The 16,736-nt window shown below is 45.7% G+C and carries 19 protein-coding genes; 5 read left to right on the plus strand and 14 right to left on the minus strand.

The annotated features are described in order from the left end of the window. Positions 1–13 precede the first annotated feature (13 nt). From rpsB to M8332_RS04050, 3 genes are all read right to left on the minus strand, one after another. Positions 14–763, minus strand: a complete 750-nt coding sequence (rpsB, locus tag M8332_RS04040; RefSeq protein ID WP_252779569.1) for a 30S ribosomal protein S2 — start codon at positions 761–763, stop codon at positions 14–16. 151 nt (positions 764–914) lie between these two features. Then, complete coding sequence (locus M8332_RS04045; protein ID WP_252779570.1) at positions 915–1,196, minus strand: GIY-YIG nuclease family protein; 282 nt, start codon at positions 1,194–1,196, stop codon at positions 915–917. After that, on the minus strand, positions 1,186–1,935 hold the full coding sequence (locus tag M8332_RS04050; protein ID WP_252779571.1) for a tRNA1(Val) (adenine(37)-N6)-methyltransferase: 750 nt from the start codon (positions 1,933–1,935) through the stop codon (positions 1,186–1,188). The genes M8332_RS04045 and M8332_RS04050 overlap by 11 nt, the downstream gene beginning before the upstream one ends. 91 nt (positions 1,936–2,026) lie before the next feature. Here M8332_RS04050 and M8332_RS04055 point away from each other — a divergent pair, with 91 nt between their 5' ends. Further along, positions 2,027–2,662 carry a lysophospholipid acyltransferase family protein gene (locus M8332_RS04055; RefSeq protein WP_289847006.1) on the plus strand — a complete coding sequence of 212 codons (636 nt, stop codon included), beginning with the start codon at positions 2,027–2,029 and terminating at the stop codon, positions 2,660–2,662. Positions 2,663–2,678: 16 nt separating this feature from the next. Here the strand turns inward: M8332_RS04055 and M8332_RS04060 are convergent, their stop codons facing one another. Both M8332_RS04060 and M8332_RS04065 read right to left on the minus strand, forming a co-directional pair. Next, positions 2,679–2,897 carry a YneF family protein gene (locus M8332_RS04060; protein ID WP_252750336.1) on the minus strand — a complete coding sequence of 73 codons (219 nt, stop codon included), beginning with the start codon at positions 2,895–2,897 and terminating at the stop codon, positions 2,679–2,681. A 26-nt stretch (positions 2,898–2,923) separates the two neighbouring features. After that, positions 2,924–3,214, minus strand: coding sequence for a DUF896 domain-containing protein (locus M8332_RS04065; protein ID WP_252779573.1), 291 nt, complete (start codon positions 3,212–3,214; stop codon positions 2,924–2,926). 105 nt (positions 3,215–3,319) lie between these two features. Here M8332_RS04065 and lexA point away from each other — a divergent pair, with 105 nt between their 5' ends. Next, positions 3,320–3,955, plus strand: coding sequence for a transcriptional repressor LexA (gene lexA, locus M8332_RS04070; RefSeq protein ID WP_252779574.1), 636 nt, complete (start codon positions 3,320–3,322; stop codon positions 3,953–3,955). 356 nt (positions 3,956–4,311) lie between these two features. On the opposite strand, the gene M8332_RS04075 is transcribed toward lexA, so the two are convergent. Genes M8332_RS04075 through M8332_RS04090 form a run of 4 tightly spaced genes read right to left on the minus strand, consistent with a single transcriptional unit; the run spans position 4,312 to position 6,355 of the window. Further along, on the minus strand, positions 4,312–4,812 hold the full coding sequence (locus M8332_RS04075) for a phosphatidylglycerophosphatase A family protein (protein WP_252779575.1): 501 nt from the start codon (positions 4,810–4,812) through the stop codon (positions 4,312–4,314). Beyond that, on the minus strand, positions 4,802–5,440 hold the full coding sequence (locus M8332_RS04080; RefSeq protein ID WP_252779576.1) for a hypothetical protein: 639 nt from the start codon (positions 5,438–5,440) through the stop codon (positions 4,802–4,804). Before M8332_RS04080 ends, M8332_RS04075 begins: the two co-directional genes overlap by 11 nt. 17 nt (positions 5,441–5,457) lie before the next feature. After that, positions 5,458–6,153: a CPBP family intramembrane glutamic endopeptidase gene (locus tag M8332_RS04085; RefSeq protein WP_252779577.1), complete on the minus strand. Its 696-nt coding sequence runs from the start codon at positions 6,151–6,153 to the stop codon at positions 5,458–5,460. Then, positions 6,143–6,355 carry a hypothetical protein gene (locus M8332_RS04090; RefSeq protein WP_252779578.1) on the minus strand — a complete coding sequence of 71 codons (213 nt, stop codon included), beginning with the start codon at positions 6,353–6,355 and terminating at the stop codon, positions 6,143–6,145. Before M8332_RS04090 ends, M8332_RS04085 begins: the two co-directional genes overlap by 11 nt. Positions 6,356–6,472: 117 nt before the next feature. Between M8332_RS04090 and M8332_RS04095 the strand changes: the two genes are divergently transcribed. After that, positions 6,473–7,108 carry a deoxynucleoside kinase gene (locus tag M8332_RS04095; protein WP_252779579.1) on the plus strand — a complete coding sequence of 212 codons (636 nt, stop codon included), beginning with the start codon at positions 6,473–6,475 and terminating at the stop codon, positions 7,106–7,108. Positions 7,109–7,151: 43 nt separating this feature from the next. Here M8332_RS04095 and M8332_RS04100 read toward each other — a convergent pair whose 3' ends face one another. The 3 genes from M8332_RS04100 to pepV all read right to left on the minus strand — a co-directional run bounded on the left by M8332_RS04100 (position 7,152) and on the right by pepV (position 10,933). Further along, on the minus strand, positions 7,152–8,309 hold the full coding sequence (locus M8332_RS04100) for an ArgE/DapE family deacylase (protein WP_252779580.1): 1,158 nt from the start codon (positions 8,307–8,309) through the stop codon (positions 7,152–7,154). Between the two features lie 15 nt (positions 8,310–8,324). After that, a complete protein-coding gene (locus M8332_RS04105; protein ID WP_252779581.1) occupies positions 8,325–9,167 on the minus strand; it encodes a MetQ/NlpA family ABC transporter substrate-binding protein in 843 nt (280 codons plus the stop codon). Positions 9,168–9,532: 365 nt separating this feature from the next. Then, entirely contained in the window at positions 9,533–10,933 is a 1,401-nt protein-coding gene (pepV, locus tag M8332_RS04110) for a dipeptidase PepV (protein ID WP_252779582.1), read from the minus strand. A gap of 87 nt (positions 10,934–11,020) precedes the next feature. Here pepV and M8332_RS04115 point away from each other — a divergent pair, with 87 nt between their 5' ends. Beyond that, a complete protein-coding gene (locus M8332_RS04115) occupies positions 11,021–11,863 on the plus strand; it encodes an NAD(P)H-hydrate dehydratase (RefSeq protein WP_252779583.1) in 843 nt (280 codons plus the stop codon). A gap of 61 nt (positions 11,864–11,924) precedes the next feature. Here M8332_RS04115 and M8332_RS04120 read toward each other — a convergent pair whose 3' ends face one another. Further along, complete coding sequence (locus M8332_RS04120; protein WP_252779584.1) at positions 11,925–13,139, minus strand: MFS transporter; 1,215 nt, start codon at positions 13,137–13,139, stop codon at positions 11,925–11,927. A gap of 767 nt (positions 13,140–13,906) precedes the next feature. Between M8332_RS04120 and M8332_RS04125 the strand changes: the two genes are divergently transcribed. Then, positions 13,907–14,947, plus strand: a complete 1,041-nt coding sequence (locus M8332_RS04125) for a zinc-dependent alcohol dehydrogenase family protein (protein WP_252779586.1) — start codon at positions 13,907–13,909, stop codon at positions 14,945–14,947. 84 nt (positions 14,948–15,031) lie between these two features. Here the strand turns inward: M8332_RS04125 and M8332_RS04130 are convergent, their stop codons facing one another. Beyond that, complete coding sequence (locus M8332_RS04130; RefSeq protein ID WP_252779587.1) at positions 15,032–16,732, minus strand: alpha-keto acid decarboxylase family protein; 1,701 nt, start codon at positions 16,730–16,732, stop codon at positions 15,032–15,034. Between the last annotated feature and the right edge of the window lie 4 nt (positions 16,733–16,736).

The raw sequence follows: 16,736 nt of genomic DNA on the forward strand, positions 1-16,736 counted from the left end.
GCCAGGTAATTAACTATTCTTCGTTGTCAGCAGCTGGTTCGTCACTTTGGTCTTCAAAGGCGGCTTCGCTAACGTCATCTTCACCTTGACGACCTTCAATGATGGCATCAGCCATCGTTGAAGTAATCAAACGGATTGCCCGAATGGCGTCATCATTAGAAGGAATTACGTAGTCGATTCCATCTGGATCAGTATTCGTATCAACCATCGCAATTACTGGAATGTTTAACTTCTGAGCTTCTTTCAAAGCAATTTGTTCTTTGTGAGGATCAACAATGAACATTACATCTGGAACTTTCGGCATGTCTTCGATTCCGCCCAAGAAACGTTCCAACTTTTCAGTTTGCTTAACTAATAATGAAGCTTCCTTCTTTGGTAACCGTTCGAACGTGCCATCGGTAGCCATCTTCTTCAGATCCTTCAAGTACTTGATCCGTTTTTGGATGGTGTTCCAGTTGGTTAGGGTTCCCCCTAACCAACGGTGGTTAACGTAGAAAGCCCCAGACCGTTTTGCTTCTTCTTCAACGGAATCTTGGGCTTGTTTCTTAGTTCCCACGAAGAGAACGACGGCGTCGTCAGCAGCCGAATCCTTCATGAAGTTGTAAGCAACTCCTAACAGTTTCACCGTCTTTTGCAAGTCGATGATGTAAATTCCGTTGCGTTCCGTAAAGATGTACTTTGCCATCTTCGGATCCCAACGACGAGTTTGGTGTCCAAAGTGAACCCCAGCTTCTAATAATTGTTTCATTGTTACTACAGCCATAATCAGCCTCCATTAAAATAGTTTTTTCCTCCCCAAAATTAGGCCTGGGACTCAACGAGCACTACCAGGTAAAACCTTTTGGGTGTGTATTAGTAATTTAATACCGAAATCTAGTATACAGGTTTCCCCGCTAAAAAGCAACCACGGTTCTCTAGGCGTGCCACTGTTGCGGCGAAACTCCCTGGTTCTGTAAAAAGGCTTCCTTTTGTGCACGTGATTGGTGCTTAAAGGAATATTCCGCTTGCAAAGCGGTGTGGCGGTTCGGATATTCGGCTGAGAATAATAAGGAAACGGGGCGATGAGCTTTAGTATACTTGGCCCCCTTTCCAGCTTGATGGGTAGCGAAGCGCCTGACGACGTCAGTGGTAAAGCCCCCATAAAATGAGCCATCATTGCACAACAGCACGTAAAAATAAAAGTGTTTAGTTTCCATATAAAAGCTTCCTTACTGCCGGCGTATAGTGATCCTGATCGTACACAATTAACGGCGGTTGGACCTTTAATCCAGCGGCCTGACCATCTTTGCTTGCCGCAATCAGAACCATGTTGGCAGCCCGGTTGTCGCGCGGATGGACAAACTGCAACCGCTTGGGCGCTAACCGCTGCTTTTGCAAGGTGGTCAAAATCTCTAAGAGCCGGTCAGGACGATGTACCATAAAGAGTTTACCCCATGGTTTCAGTAATTCACTCGCCATCGTTACAACTTCGTCCAGGTTGGTTTTTAACTCGTGCCGGGCAATTGCAAGGTGCTCATTCGGATTTTTCCGACTAGTCGCTTGGACTGGGAAGTACGGTGGGTTGACGGTGACAGTATCAACCGTTTCTTTGCCAAAAAATCGCAAACTTTGGTTTAAATCCGCATGTTTGACGTGCACCTGGTTTTCCAATTGATTTAACTGGACACTGCGGCGCGCCATGTCACATAAGCGCGCCTGAATTTCAATTTCCGTAATTTGGCCCCGCGTTTTGGGACTCAAAAAGAGGCCAACCGCTCCGTTACCAGCACACAAATCAACAATCTGAGTTTTCGCACTTTGCTTAACCTGGGTAAAATTAGCAAGGAGCACCGCATCGAGTGAAAAGGAAAAAACTTCATCGCTTTGAATGATTTGAATGTGGTTTTGATACAGCTGATCGATTCGTTCTCCCGGCAAGAGTTCGACGTGCTCCATAAACTTCCTCCTTCTTTGCAAAACTCGGTCCGCACATAAATGGTATACTATTAGATGTTAATTTTACCTCTCAATAGAAAGGATGAGAAGATTGTTTTATACAGTGGCCTTCTCCATCATTAAATGGATCATTCTGATTTTTAACGGTAAACCAGAGCTCAAGAATCAGCAACGCATTCCGACTGGCAACTACGTCCTGATTGCCACCCACCGCACCTGGTTTGACATGCTCTACTTTGGTGCATTTCTGCTACCAAAGCATTTTTATTTCATCGCTAAAAAAGAGCTGTTCAAAAACCCAATTGTGGCTTGGGGACTGCGCAAGTGTAACGTTGAACCAGTCGATCGTACCAATCCCGGGATTTCCGTTATTAAAAACCCGGTCAAGGTCCTAAAAAAAACTGACCTGTCGGTGTTAATTTTCCCCTCCGGGACTAGACACTCGACCAAGTTAAAGGGAGGAGCCGCCCTCATTGCAAAGATGGCCCAGGTGCCCATGCTTCCCGTTGTGTACCAAGGACCGTTGACCCTGAAAGCAGTTTTTTTACGCCAGCGAGCCCACATTAACTTTGGTGAACCAATTTACGTTCCTAAATCAAATAAACTAACCGATGCCGATCAGGTAGCGGTGGAAGCACAAATGGCCGCAGCCTTTGCCACGCTTGATCGGGAGCTTAATCCCAATTACGTTTACCACGACCACACGAAAAAAACCACTAAGTCATAGTGGTTTTTTTATTAGCTTATTTAGCATTGCGTTTCATTGCAATCATCATTTGGTTCAGTTTCTTCTTGGAAGGTTTCTGTCCCATTTGCAACATCATAGCCTTTAGCTGTTCCTCGTTAATTGGCGGGTTATCCTTCAGATACTTTTCCATGTACTTCCGAGCTAAGAAGAACCCTGCTACTGCTCCAGCGACGAGGGCTAAAATAATTAATAAAATCCAAATCCAGGCTGCCATTGTCAACGCTCTCCTTTCTGTCCTAATTAGTCATCCCGTAAATTCTTTTTCCGTTGCACTTCTTTAACCGGTTCGGGAGTTACTTCATTACCATCCTTATCATACAACTGCGTCATTTCTAACTGCGTTTTAAAGTTGGCTTTGAACCGTTTTAAGTACTCTTTACGTAACTTTTCTTGTTCTGCTTTTTCCTCATCAGTTAAACCTTCGGCCTGCGCCTTATGGGCTAACTCATTAATGCGGGGAATTAGCTGTTTTAACTTTTCGTCATCTGCCACGTTTCCCACTCCTTTTTCTGATTTCTTCCATAATAGCATGAAACTGCTGATAATTAAATAGCAAGCGGGCGAACTAACGTTTGCAAACTTCCCGTTTTATGGTACGCTAACAGCATTGATAGTAAACGAATCTGAGGTGTTCACATGTCTTCTCAAGTCAATACAAAGCAGCAAGAAATTCTCCAATTCATCTACGAAAATGTCCTCGATCACGGATATCCCCCCACCGTCCGAGAAATTGGCAAGCACGTAGGTCTCTCTTCGACGTCCACGGTGCACGGGCATCTTGCTCGGTTAGAAAAGAAGGGGTACATTGCTAAAAACCCGACGAAACCACGGGCACTAGAAATTACCGAGGATGGCATTCGGTCGCTTGGTGTGCAACCCAATACGACGGAAAATGAAATGCCCCTCTTAGGAACGGTGGCCGCTGGAGAACCGATTTTAGCCGTGCAAGAGGCCACTGACTACTTCCCGATTCCTAACGAATTACGCTATCAACGGGCGGATCTGTTCATGTTAACCATTAGTGGCGAAAGTATGATTAACATCGGCATTTTAGATGGAGATCAGGTGATTGTCAAACGGCAACCAACCGCGGAAAACGGAGAAATTGTGATTGCCATGAATGATGATGGCGAGGCCACTTGCAAGCGTTTCTACAAGGAAAGTGATCACTTTCGGCTCCAGCCCGAAAATGACGACATGGCCCCGATCATCCTCACGAACTGTGTGGTGCTGGGTAAGGTCGTCGGCCTGTACCGGAGTGAAATTGAATAGAAGCGTTGCCACTAAAAAAGAACCAATCTAATATACTACCCCATAAAAGTTAGACAAGAAGCTAATTTTTATGGGGTATTTTTTATGGTTAAACACCGCCCGAAAGCAAAAGTTGCAGCAGTTGAATTTTATTTGAATCATCTGAGGTCCGTTAGGCTTGAAAGTTAGGCAGACCTAGCGAACTTATTCAAAGCATTTAAATTAAACGTGATAAACGACTAGCACCCTCATGAGAAGAATTTCAGGTAACAAAAAAGGATTTCCTCCGATTGAAGATCGAAATAAATCCTTAAAAAATGAATCCCGAGCAAGTCTAATTTTTATAGGGCCGTACAAAATGGATTGGGTCTTTTTAATTACGAATTTTCGTGGGCAATTTTAGCGGATGCCGCTCCAGCGACGGCGCCCACAATGTCATCAATGAACGTCGTCACACGGGACTGTTCCTGGTCTAATTCCTTCACAATCCCCTGCTTATTGGTATCTAAGCCACAGTAGTTCGTAATTCCAATCGTCCCGTAGATGTTTGCAATTCCTAATGCCAGCGTTTCATCGACCCCAAACACGCCTAAATCATGTTCCACAATGCTCTGGAGCGGTTCTGATAGTTGGTGAGCGGTTGCCAAGCGGTCAATTTCCATTCCCACCAACGCATTATTCAACACTTCCCGCTTGTGGAGGACGTCAATCACAATTTTATCCACGTACTCCATGCTGGGAATGCTAATAAATTGTTTTTGTAAATTATAGGTCACCTTAGAAATATCGCGAACGGTGACCCCATTTTGATTTAGAAACTCAATCACCTTGTCATAGGCCTGGGTATCTGGATATTTGTAATCTCGTTTATCGACCATCGTCACTCTCCTCATCAGTTGGCATCAACGTTACATCATACTTGTTAGGGTAATTTTGATCCGTCACAATCACACTAATCGGTTTTTGATCCTGAAGATGTTGTTCAATCACTTCACCCACATACGCGGCCCCGTTAAAGTCCTCTTTGAAGTCATCAAAGGTTGAAAAGTAATTAATTTCCACCACCGTGTCACAGTCACTTCCAGAGGTCGTTAATTGTTCAACGTGGAGCATCCGATTGGTTTTTAACCGGTCTAAGAGCGGTAACGCAAATTCTTGGTAGAACTTTTCCACCCGGGTTAATTCCGTTTCCACGTCATTTGCTTCAGCACTGATGGCCGCTAGTTGCTGGGCTTCACTCGGATTCAAGGTTTGGACGTTTGCTAACAGGAACGTTTGGTCATGCTCATCCAAAGCCGTGGCAATTTCTGCCGTAAACTGATCGTCATCCCCTTGATTTAAGGCATTCGCCAGTTGCTCCGTCGTTGCGACATCGTAATCATTGTAAAGCTGTTTCAAATTCCCCATTTGCTTTAAATAAGCTGTTTGTTCTTCTTTTAGTTCGGCTTGGACCTTGGTTAACCGACTCTTCAAATTTTGGTAATAGTTAAATTCTGTAATGTCCACGTTTACCATCCTTTCCTTTAGTGCATATTCCCCACAATGGAAATCACCATCATCACGGTTGCGACCAAATTATTAATCAAGTGGAGGGTAATGGCGACTTGAATCCGATTAGTTTTCACGTACACCCGGGCAAGGATCATCCCCATCACGGCGTAGGTCAAAAAGCTTAACCAGTTCGAATTCGCGTGCCCAGCTGAAAACACGATTCCACTTGTAATCATTGCTAACCACATGGGTGCCCAGCTCATTACCCCGCGAATTAAGTAACCCCGAAAGACGAGTTCCTCTAAAATCGGGGTCAGCAAGACCATCCCGGTGCTCAATAAGATCAACACCACTGGGTTACTTGCCAATAACCGATAAATAATCTGGTTGTTTTCACTGGTACTGGACAAATGAAGTACCTGCCCCATAATTCCAATTCCAATCTCAGCTGCAAAAATTGCCAACTGGGCAGCCCCAATTAATTTCCAATCCGCTTTTGTTAGCCACCCGCGTGGATTGTGCCAGACCTGGGAAAAGGACCGCCAAGCTAACCAAATTGAGCCCAGATACAAGCAGAAGTAAACGGCCGCCACTACAATCGTCCCTGGCCAATTGACATGCTGGGCTTGCAATAAAATCACTGGAATCGGAACAATCAATACTAACCCAATTAAACCAATGAACAGCATCAGTCGGAGCAAAAATTGCCAAACTTCCCTAATCTTCATGTCCTTGTTTATCATCCTTTTCTGAATAGCGCCGCACCTTACGCAGCCGCAGGAGCACTACGACCACCATTAATAGCCCCTGTAATCCCACTAAAAGCCCCAGTAACCAAAGTCCAAGGCGGAGTTTTCCGGATTCAAAATAACCAGCTCCAAGGAGCAGACCACATAGTGCCACTGTTATTTCGCATAAACGCTTCATCATTCACCATCACTAATTTTGATTATTAATAGGATACCATAATTTAGCAACCGGCTTCGTTATTTTCTCGAATTTCGTGAGCGTGCTATACTAAGATTATTACAGAAGAAGGAGTTATTTATGGTGATAATTACGGCTGGAATGATTGGCGTGGGAAAGACCACGTTAACGGGCAAAATTGCAAAGCACTTGGGGACCAATCCCTTTTACGAACCAGTGGGCGATAATCCCGTGTTACCTTTATACTACAAGAACCCAAAGCAATATGGGTTTTTGCTCCAAATTTATTTTCTTAACAAACGATTTGCCATGATTAAGCGGGCGTTAGCTGACGATAACAACGTGTTGGACCGTTCGATTTATGAGGACGCCTTGTTTACCAAGGAAAACAACGCTGCTGGTAACATTTCTGACGTTGAACTATCCGTCTACCTCACCCTCCTCGATAACATGATGGCAGAACTAAACGACATGCCCAAAACGCGCCCAGATTTGCTGGTCTACGCCGATGCAGACTTCCCCACGATTCTCAAACGCATTAAAAAACGGGGCCGGGATTACGAACAATTCGATGACAATCCCGAATTGGAAGATTACTACCATAAAATGTGGCAAGCATACCAGCAATGGTACGCAGACTATGACGTTAGTCCCAAAATGAAAATTGACTTACAAACTTACGACCTGCAAGATCCACACAATACCGCCGTTATCTTGAACCAAATTGACGCTAAAATCAAAACCTTATCGCAATAATCGCAAGGGCACAACGACTATAACTCGTTGTGCCCTTGTTCTTTTATTTAGTAATTGCAAAAAATTGCTCCGCGAGGTGCTTGTAGATCTCAATGGTCGTTAAAAAGCTACTAATGGTGGTATGTTCATTAATTTGATGGGACGTTCCAGCTTTATCGGGGCCCAGTACAATCACCGGTAAATCGGGCTGATGTTGCACAAACACACTCGCATCGGTCGCTCCGTTATCAATTCCGGCTTGAACGTTTCGGTCTGGATAAGCAGCCTGGGCAATTTCAACGGCCGTTTGAACTAACCAAGCCTGCTTAACAGTTTCCACGGGATAGAAATCATGAATTACCTGTAATTCCAACTGATAGTCAGTGGTGCGATTGATGGTGTCAATCGCCTGCTGGATTAGGTTGCGCACGGACTGGTTATCAAAGGCCAAGGTGGGCCGCACGTTTCCAAGTAATGTGGCTGCGTCTGGAATCGTGTTGATCTGTTCGCCTCCCTGAATCACCGTTACGCTGTGTTGGACCTTTCCGAGCTGGTCATCAACCGGTAAGTCCGTAAACAGTTGCGCTTCTTTGGCCATGTAGTGGGCAAGTCCCTGAATGGCATTAATTCCTTGGGTTGGCACCGAACTATGCGCGGCCTTGCCCTTACTAATGATCCGGTAGTTAAAACTTCCGGAGTGCGCGTAGGTGACGTCTCCATCAGTAGCCTCCCCCACGACGAGGGCATCCAAATCAGTTAGCAACTCAGGCGCCACTTGATAAGCCCCCGGCGCCCCAAACTCTTCTCCCGCCGTGATGATTAAGCGAAGCCGTCCTGGAAGCGGGGCCCCACTTTCTACGAGTTCGATGAGCGCGATTACTTCCGCAGCCAAGCCGCTTTTCATGTCTGCCGCTCCCCGACCGTATAATTTGTCACCAACCACCGTTGCGGCAAACGGTGGGAATTGCCAAGCCGCTTCGTCTCCGACGGCAACCGTATCTTGGTGTCCAGTAAATCCTAGAACTTGGTCAGTACTTCCCGTGCCAACTTCCACGATTAGGTTCGTCCGGTTGGCATCGGTGGCTAATGGTGTAACCTGGCTGGCAATGCCATGCTGGTCTAAAAGATGCACGAGGTACTCCGTCAGCGCCCCTTCATTTCCATTAACGGTCGGAATTTGAATCAAATCCCGTAAAATTTGGATTTTTGCTTCCGGTTCCATGCCTAGCAATCCTTTCTACTTTAAGTTTAAGTTCCAAGCAGGAATTTGGTTAATCCCCGAGACGGCTTTAATTTGGCGGGTCGTCGTTTTTGTTTGGTAGGCTTTAACTAACTTCTTAATCCGCGGATCAGTGCGGTTCTCCCGGTTAGCCGCGATAAAGTTAATCCACTGTTTCGATTGGTGGTTAAACGGTTCCGTAAAAATTGCTTGCTTTGGATTCAAAGCGGCCGTCTGGGCGTAGTTCCCGTTCACCACGGCTGCGTCCACATCATTTAAGGAACGCGCCGTTTGACTAGCATCAACCTCTTTAATCTTTAGCTTCCGGGGGTTAGCCACAATTGAGCGGACATCCGCCAGCTTAGTGTGCGGCTTTAATTTTAACAAGCCCGCACTTTGGAGCACGAACAGGGCCCGGGACTCATTATTGGCATCATTGGGAACCGTAATGGTACTTCCAGTTGCCAAGTCAGCAAGTTCGCGGTGTTTATAAGAGTAAATCCGCATTGGTTCAATGATGGTCTCTCCAACTGCAACAATGTGATCATGGTGTTTTTGGTTCCAGAGGTCCAAAAAGGGATAATTTTGAAAGGCATTCACATCAATACTGTGATTGGCAAGCGCCGCGTTAGGCTGACTGTAATCCGTAAACCGTTGAAATTGAACCTTGAGGCCGTATTTTTGCGCGGCTGTTTTGGCAACTGAATCCCAAATCTGTTGTTCTGCTTTGGAACCCGCCATAATGCCGACTGTAATCGTATTCTTTTGTTCGGCACCCCCGCGTCCAAAGCTTAAGTAGCCCATGAACACGATAAAAATGATGATGGCGGCCCACAGCCCCGTTTTAACTCGTTTTGACATTCGCTCTCCCCCTTTAACCACTCGTTGCAATAAAAAAGCATCCGTCCTTTAAAAGGACGGATGCTCCGCGTTACCACCTTACTTTGTTAACGTATCACTACGCTAATCTCTGTGAGTTTCAAGCCCCATGCTTGCGACTGAAACCCAGTGGTAATAACGACCACAACCTCGTTCCTAGTTCGGTTTCCCTCACTAGGAAAGACTCCAAGTCCATCTTCTGTAAGCCCCCATCATTTCCTCACACCATCCGGAAACTCGCTGGGATGGTTGCTTACATACTCAACCCTTCAGTCATATCTATTTTAATTGGCTACACTATATAACGAATCCAACTAGCTGTCAATTCCCAATCGCGTTAACAAATTTTACTTTGTCACCGTAAAAATCGCTTGGGCGTAAATGGACATTGCCAACATCAAATCGCGCACCGGTTGAAATTCATTGGCCTGGTGCATGGTATCAGTAGCCCCGGGGAACAAGGCTCCAAAGGCTACTCCGTGTTCCATGAGTCGGGCAAACGTTCCCCCACCAACTACTTCTGGTTTGGCGGTTGCCTGTCCGGTTTGTTCGCGGTAAACGGCCATTAGATCCGTCACTAACGGATCATCAGCGGAAACAAAGTGGGGTTTCATATTGCTGCCCTGGGTTACCGTTGCTAGATAAGGACCCGCTGCCTGCTCTAAATGTTGTTGGATTGTCTCCGGTTCAATTCCCTTTGGATAACGGAAGTTCGTATTAATCACACCACCCGTTTCGGCATCGTAGGTCATCAAGCCCACGTTCATGGTAAGATCCCCCATCACGTCATCGTGAAACTGTAACCCTAATTGTTCGGCACGGGAATCATCATGCAGGTTATTCGTAATGAAACGAATGAAGTTTGCGCCCGCCTGATCTAATGGTAGTTGTTTTAGAAACATTGCTAAGTAGGTTCCGGCGTTAATCCCGTTACGCGGTTCCATCCCGTGGGCCGCTTTACCAACCACTTCAAAGTGAACTTGTTTTCCAACGATACTAGCCGAACCGCTAACTGGACTCGCTCCGATAAAGGTATCAAATTGCTGAATCACCGTATCGGGATCTTCCATCGTTACAAAGGCTTCGGCATCACGGGGCACCATGTTTTCTTTCAGACCCGCATTAAAGGATAATAACTGCTGTTCGGCAATGGCACTGGCTCCATCAAAGTGGGTTTCAAAAGTGACATTCCCTTTTTCTCCATTAATCAGTGGGAATTCAGCATCGGGCGAGAACCCGGCTTTCGGTGCCGGTTCAGTTTCAAAGTACCGGTTCATCCCGGTCCAATTGGTTTCTTCATCGGTTCCAATGATTAGCCGGATTTTCAACTTTGGTTGAATGCCTAAGTCCTTTAAAATTCGTAGTCCATAATAGGCTGCTAATGCCGGTCCTTTATCATCAGAAGTCCCCCGGCCAATGGCTTGTCCCTCTTCCACTAATAGTTCAAAGGGGTTTGTGTCCCAGCCATTGCCAGCGGGAACCGTATCAGCATGACCTAAAATGGCAAAGTAGTCGTCACCAGTTCCGTATTCAATGTACCCGACCACGTTATCAATGTTTTTCGTGGTAAAGCCATCGCGGTCCGCAAACGTCAAAAACTGGTCCAAAGCCTTGGCAGGTCCTGGGCCCAGGGGAAATTCATCCGTCTGATTTGCTACATCGCGGGCACTGTCAATTGCAACCAGTTGCTTTAAATCAGCCAGATACTGATCTTGATACTTGGCTGCCGTTGCTTTCCAATCTGTCATGTCTGTTCATCCTTTCGCGAATTAACGTACTTTAAGTTTACCATGAATCAACCCTCTAAATGCTATAATAGCCCCGAGGTGAATAAATTGAAACTAATTACAGCATCCATTCTACCAAAAGTAATTCGAAAACGCCCAGTTAACAGTTTTAAGGGCACCTATGGCAAAGTCGCCCTCATCGGAGGTAATCAAAACTACGGTGGGGCTATCATCATGAGTACCTTAGGCACCGTTTCTGCAGGAGCTGGGTTGACGACAACCTTCACTGCCCCCAGCAACCAAAGTAGTCTCCACGCCTGGATTCCGGAGGCCATGTTTGCCGACTACCAGGACCAAACTTTACTCCAGCACCTCCTGCCCACAATGACCGTGATTAGCCTGGGCTCCGGGCTCGGAACCGATCAGCAATCCTTAGAGCTCATTCACACCGTCTTTGACCTGGTAACTCCCCATCAGACCCTGTTACTGGACGGCTCGGCGCTAACCCTGATCGCCCGCAACCACCTGCAACTTCCAAGCGCGAACATCATTCTTACCCCCCACCAAATGGAGTGGGAACGGCTCACCGGCGTCAAACTAGCGGATCAAAATCCGGAAACCAATCAACAGGCTTACACCCAGCTAGCCGCTACCCAACCCCACTTGATTGCGGTCGTTAAGTCAGCACAAACCGAGGTGTTTACCCCCACCGGAGCCTTTCAAAATACGACGGGCACGCCCGCGCAGGCTACGGGTGGAATGGGTGACACTCTGGCTGGAATCATCAGTGGCTTTGCAGCCCAATTTGCCGATCTCGATGCCGCGGTGTTAGCAGCCGTCTATACCCACAGCGCGGTTGCTGACCAGCTAGCCCAACAGCAGTACGTAGTGTTACCCCACCAAATTTCAGCGGCATTACCACGGTTTATGCACGAACACCAAGCTTCCTAATTTTATTTTGAAAAAAGAAGCGCGACCTTTCCATTAAAATGGAAAGGTCGCTCTTTTAATTTTAAGCTCGTAAAGCCCGGTTTACCCGTGGATCAAATAGCATCAGCAATGGCACTAGTAGCATCGGACAGACTAGTAGCAACATTAACGGTGTCGTTGGCTGCTTAATCACTCCCGTAATCAGTGAAGCCAGGGGCGCTAAAATCCCAAAGATTGAGAAAATCGTTCCCAGGGTCTTCCCCATTTGATCTGGTTGTAATTTTCTTTGGACGGCCGTGACAAACATCAACCCGGTTAAAAAGTTAAAGACGCCATACAGCAACCATGCCACACAAAAACTCACAATTTGCATTACCAAGGTTAACCTTACTTGCATTACCAAAAGAAAGATTACAAAGCCACTACCTTGAAACAGTAAAAAAACTGGATAGTAAATGATTAACTTGGATAACCATCCTGTGTATTTACCAACTACGATTCCGCAACTAATTGCGGCTACCCCAATCAAAAGTTCTTGGAGCGAAAAAGCAATGCGAAAGCGATGTAAGTAGGTAGTCAGATACAACGGTGTTAAAAACCAGAAGCTCCAAAAACTGAGATTCAAAATAATTGCATAGGGCAATAAGACCTTAATAACTGGAATTTTTCCAATGGTCCGAAACTCGCTCACCAATTTGGCAAGTTGAAAGTTTTTCCATGGGTTGGTTACCGGTTGACGGTGAGAATGAGCTTGTAACCGAAGAATACTAATCGTTGCCATTGCCAACAACAATAACAACAAGCTATACGCGATTAAATTACTCGGTAAAAAGGTAAACAAACCCGCGACCACCGAAGCCGCAATGGTAGCAATTTGGTTGGCAACGTTCACAATCGTATTGTTTTGGACCAATTCATCCTCTGAAGTCGCGTAGTCTGGAATAATTGCTTCAACTGCCGGTCCATAGAAGGCCGCTAAAATACTAAGCCCCGTTCCGGTTGCAATTAGCAAGTAATTTAATTGCCTAGTTACAACCAATAAAATCACGAAAGCACACAACAACCCCGTTCGCATTACAGTAATGATTTGCATAATTTTCACCCGTGACCAAGTATCTGCCACCACTCCGCCCACTGGTGCCAGTAAGACGGTTAGTAATTCCAAGCCCCCGAGGAGTGAGATTAAGCCCTGGTTGTGCAGGTGGCTAGCAATGTACCAGAACGTATAGATACTAAAAGCTTGCGTAGCAATCGAGCTCGCTAAATCATTCAGAGCCACTTGTTTAATTGGTTTCATATAAAAGGACACCCCCTATATTTATTTCTTTTTTCTCTATTATTATCATTATCAATTGCTGAACTATAAAACGGTACATACTCATTACTAAGTAATGGCTGTAAATCAGGACTAAAAACTTTAGTAGTAAAAATACCATTATTTATTGATATGACAGTCCCAAAAAAATCAAATTTTTCAGTAACAACATATGGATTTAGACTTACATAACTTAAATTAAAATTACCAATAAAAGTGTTATTTATTAATTTACTATCTTCTTTTTTATAATCATTAAAAAGGATCGGGGTTATGCCGCGATCATTTTTTCTTGTTTGAAAATAACACCGGCTTCAAAATTTAACCAAGTACTATTAATATTTTCATACCAATCTTTTCCCAATTCTATATCTTCAGATGAAATAAAAATATCGATATTCTTATCTTTGAAAATTTTAATTAAAACTTTTTGAATTCAGTCGACAATTTTCTACGATAATCTCCAGACCAGCTAAAAAACAATTTCATAAAAATCTCCTACGTTATATTTAATCAATCAATAATTAATGTGTGAATTATATCATAATGGAAAAACATAATAAATTATCCTAAACAATAAATAATCTGAAAATAAAATTCTATTATTAATGTAAAATGAAGCCAAAAAACATATAGTGATAAGCCAAATGTTAGAAAATTAAATTTCACACCACTATAATAAAGTAAGTTGCTTTAATATTTGGTTAATAATAAAGCAACATTTTAATTGATTGAAAAGGAGCAAAAATATGAAAGCAGCAAAATTTATTCAACCCGGGGAAATACGGATCGAAGACGCCCCCATGCCAACCATTGAAAAACCAACTGATGCCATCATCAAAATGGTCCGAGCCAGTGTTTGTGGTTCAGATTTATGGTGGTACCGGGGCATTTCCGAGCGGGAACATGGCTCTGGCACTGGTCACGAAGGAATCGGCATCGTTGAATCCGTTGGATCAGCAGTCAAAAACGTTCAACCGGGTGACTTTGTCATTACCCCCTTTACCCACGGGTGTGGTCACTGTGCCGCTTGTTTAGCTGGTTTTGATGGTAACTGCATGAACCGTGAACCAGGAATTAACAACGGTTACCAAGCCCAATATCTCCGGTTTTCAAACGCTAGTTGGGCGCTTGTTAAAATCCCTGGGCAACCAGCTGACTACTCTGATGACATGCTGAATTCGTTCGTCACCCTCTCAGACGTTATGGCCACCGGTTACCATGCCGCTGCTACTGCTGAAGTTAAACCAGGTGCTACCGTCGCCGTCATGGGGGACGGTGCCGTTGGTTTGTGTGGAGTCATCTCTGCCAAACTCCGAGGGGCCACCCGCATCATCGCCATGAGTCGGCATGCAGATCGACAAAAGCTAGCCCGTGAATTTGGCGCAACTGAGATTGTCCCCGAACGAGGTGACGAAGCCGTCCAACACGTCTTGGACCTTACGGATGGAACCGGTGTCGATACTGTTCTTGAATGTGTAGGAACAGAACAATCTGTGGATACTGCCACTAAAATTGTTCGCCCCGGCGCCGTCATCGGCCGCGTGGGGATTCCCCAAAAAGCGGAAATGAACACTAACGAGCTCTTCTACAACAACACCGGTTTACGTGGTGGCATTGCTTCCGTTACTACGTATGACCAAGCAGAATTGCTACAAGCCGTCTTAGACGGAAAAATTAATCCTGGCAAAGTCTTTACACAGCAATTTAGTCTGGATGAAATCCAAGCTGCCTACGAAGCCATGGATCACCGTCAAGCCATCAAATCCCTGTTACTGATTGATGCCTAAACAATCCTGATTCCAGCCTCTAATTGCTAAAAATCGCCCCACTCGATTGCTTTAATCAGTGGAGCGATTTTTAGTTCTGGTTAATTATTCATCATCGTATAGTAGGTTTATAAACTTGCGCAGGGTTTTTGGCGCATCCAACTTTTGCAACCGGATTTGTAACAGCGTTAATTTGGGGGTAGCGTGTTGCAGGTTTCGAAACTGCGTGATTAACTCTGTTTCTGTGGTTATCTTAGCAAACCGGTATGTTTCAGGAGTAGCCCCAAAGGCCATTAGTAAATGTTGGTAGTTAAGTTGTGGAACATCATGATACCGAGCCTGTTCACCATGAATGACCCGTTCAATTGTATAACCCTGGTTATCAAGCAACAGAATAATGGGGGTCAGCTGGTGCTGAATTGCAAAGCCCAATTCCTGCAGCGTTAATAAAAAGGAGCCGTCTCCAATGCTCAGCAGATGCCGCCGGTTGGGGTTAGCCAGTAGACTTCCCAACGCTGCTGGGAAAGCATACCCAATTGACGCCCACAACGGTTGCGTGATGACCTCGGCATCAGTTGGTAACCGTAAATCTTCAACCGTAAATTGGGACGTGCCTTGTTCGGTAATCACCACGTCGTTTGGTTGCACAAAATGCGCCAAGGCCGCTTGGTAAAAGGCCTGGGTGACCGGTTGCTGTGGCTGTGGCACCGGTTCAGCTGGTCGAACTGGAACAGTTGGCGCCGATGACGGCATGGGCGTCGCGCGTTGACACTGACACAGTTGCTGAATCCACGTTGGAAAGTGCTCCGGCGACTGCTCAACCAACGTTTCACCATAAATTGAAATTACGCCGGGAGTCATAGTAATCGTGTGTTCGGGATCAAATTGGTGGGTAAAGCCAGCCGTATTAACATCAGAAAGAGAGCTTCCAAGCAAGAAGACCACGTCAGCCTGTTCAACTTGGGCTTGTAGGGCAGCGTTCGCGATTTTCCCGTGATAGGTGCCCTTAAACTGGGACATGGATTCCGTGACGACCCCCTTACTTTCAATCAAATCGACAAACGGAAATCCCTGCGCTGCCAGCCACGCCTGCACCGCTGCGCCTAAGTGAAACTGAGCAAGTGCTTGCCCAATCACCACCAGCGGGTGCTCTGCTTGATAGACAGCCTGTTGCATTAATTGGAACGGAACCGTAGGCACTGGAGTTGCATTCGGCGCCGTAAACAACGTTGGAATCAGTTGCTTAAACGTCGGATGGACCGGGAGTTCGGTTAGATCACTCGGCAACCCTAAATAGGCCGGTTGCTTGGTGGTCACCAGCTTTCTAATTACCCGGTTTACCGCGGCAACCGCGTGGTTCGAACTGACCACCTCGGTCATAATCCCGAGTTCCTGGTGCATTGTTTGAAAATGATCAAACTGACCATCTCCAAGGCTATGATGCACCCGTTTTTGTTGCTGCTGGGTCGCCGTGGTCGGTAACCCGACGATTTCTAAAACCGGAACCCCCTCGGTCTGACTGCCGGCAAACCCGTTAATGGCACTTAATTCACCGACGCCGTACGTCGTTACAAACGCCGCCAAGCCCAGCTGCCGGGCATATCCGTTTGCTAAGTATGCAGCGTTTAACTCGTTGCCGTTTCCACACCACTCCAGGTCCGACCGGGTTAGGATGTGATCTAGAAACCTTAAATTATAATCGCCGGGAACCCCGAACACCTCTCGAATTTGACCGTAGTGCAAAACGTCTAAAAGATAATCAGAAATCGTATACAAACCCATTGGCCCCTGCCCCACTTTAACCATACCG

The organism is Fructilactobacillus ixorae (assembly GCF_024029915.1).
GTDB lineage: Bacteria > Bacillota > Bacilli > Lactobacillales > Lactobacillaceae > Fructilactobacillus > Fructilactobacillus ixorae.

What these genes read in the sequence shown, in the direction of transcription:
- M8332_RS04065 (WP_252779573.1), bottom strand. Translation starts at nt 3,214, where the DNA reads ATGCTATTATGGAAGAAATCAGAAAAAGGAGTGGGAAACGTGGCAGAT.
- rpsB (WP_252779569.1), bottom strand. Translation starts at nt 763, where the DNA reads ATGGCTGTAGTAACAATGAAACAATTATTAGAAGCTGGGGTTCACTTT.
- M8332_RS04045 (WP_252779570.1), bottom strand. Translation starts at nt 1,196, where the DNA reads ATGGAAACTAAACACTTTTATTTTTACGTGCTGTTGTGCAATGATGGC.
- M8332_RS04060 (WP_252750336.1), bottom strand. Translation starts at nt 2,897, where the DNA reads ATGGCAGCCTGGATTTGGATTTTATTAATTATTTTAGCCCTCGTCGCT.
- M8332_RS04100 (WP_252779580.1), bottom strand. Translation starts at nt 8,309, where the DNA reads ATGGAACCGGAAGCAAAAATCCAAATTTTACGGGATTTGATTCAAATT.
- M8332_RS04120 (WP_252779584.1), bottom strand. Translation starts at nt 13,139, where the DNA reads ATGAAACCAATTAAACAAGTGGCTCTGAATGATTTAGCGAGCTCGATT.
- lexA (WP_252779574.1), top strand. Translation starts at nt 3,320, where the DNA reads ATGTCTTCTCAAGTCAATACAAAGCAGCAAGAAATTCTCCAATTCATC.
- M8332_RS04125 (WP_252779586.1), top strand. Translation starts at nt 13,907, where the DNA reads ATGAAAGCAGCAAAATTTATTCAACCCGGGGAAATACGGATCGAAGAC.
- M8332_RS04050 (WP_252779571.1), bottom strand. Translation starts at nt 1,935, where the DNA reads ATGGAGCACGTCGAACTCTTGCCGGGAGAACGAATCGATCAGCTGTAT.
- M8332_RS04085 (WP_252779577.1), bottom strand. Translation starts at nt 6,153, where the DNA reads ATGAAGATTAGGGAAGTTTGGCAATTTTTGCTCCGACTGATGCTGTTC.
- M8332_RS04095 (WP_252779579.1), top strand. Translation starts at nt 6,473, where the DNA reads ATGGTGATAATTACGGCTGGAATGATTGGCGTGGGAAAGACCACGTTA.
- M8332_RS04105 (WP_252779581.1), bottom strand. Translation starts at nt 9,167, where the DNA reads ATGTCAAAACGAGTTAAAACGGGGCTGTGGGCCGCCATCATCATTTTT.
- M8332_RS04075 (WP_252779575.1), bottom strand. Translation starts at nt 4,812, where the DNA reads ATGGTCGATAAACGAGATTACAAATATCCAGATACCCAGGCCTATGAC.
- pepV (WP_252779582.1), bottom strand. Translation starts at nt 10,933, where the DNA reads ATGACAGATTGGAAAGCAACGGCAGCCAAGTATCAAGATCAGTATCTG.
- M8332_RS04130 (WP_252779587.1), bottom strand. Translation starts at nt 16,732, where the DNA reads ATGGTTAAAGTGGGGCAGGGGCCAATGGGTTTGTATACGATTTCTGAT.
- M8332_RS04090 (WP_252779578.1), bottom strand. Translation starts at nt 6,355, where the DNA reads ATGATGAAGCGTTTATGCGAAATAACAGTGGCACTATGTGGTCTGCTC.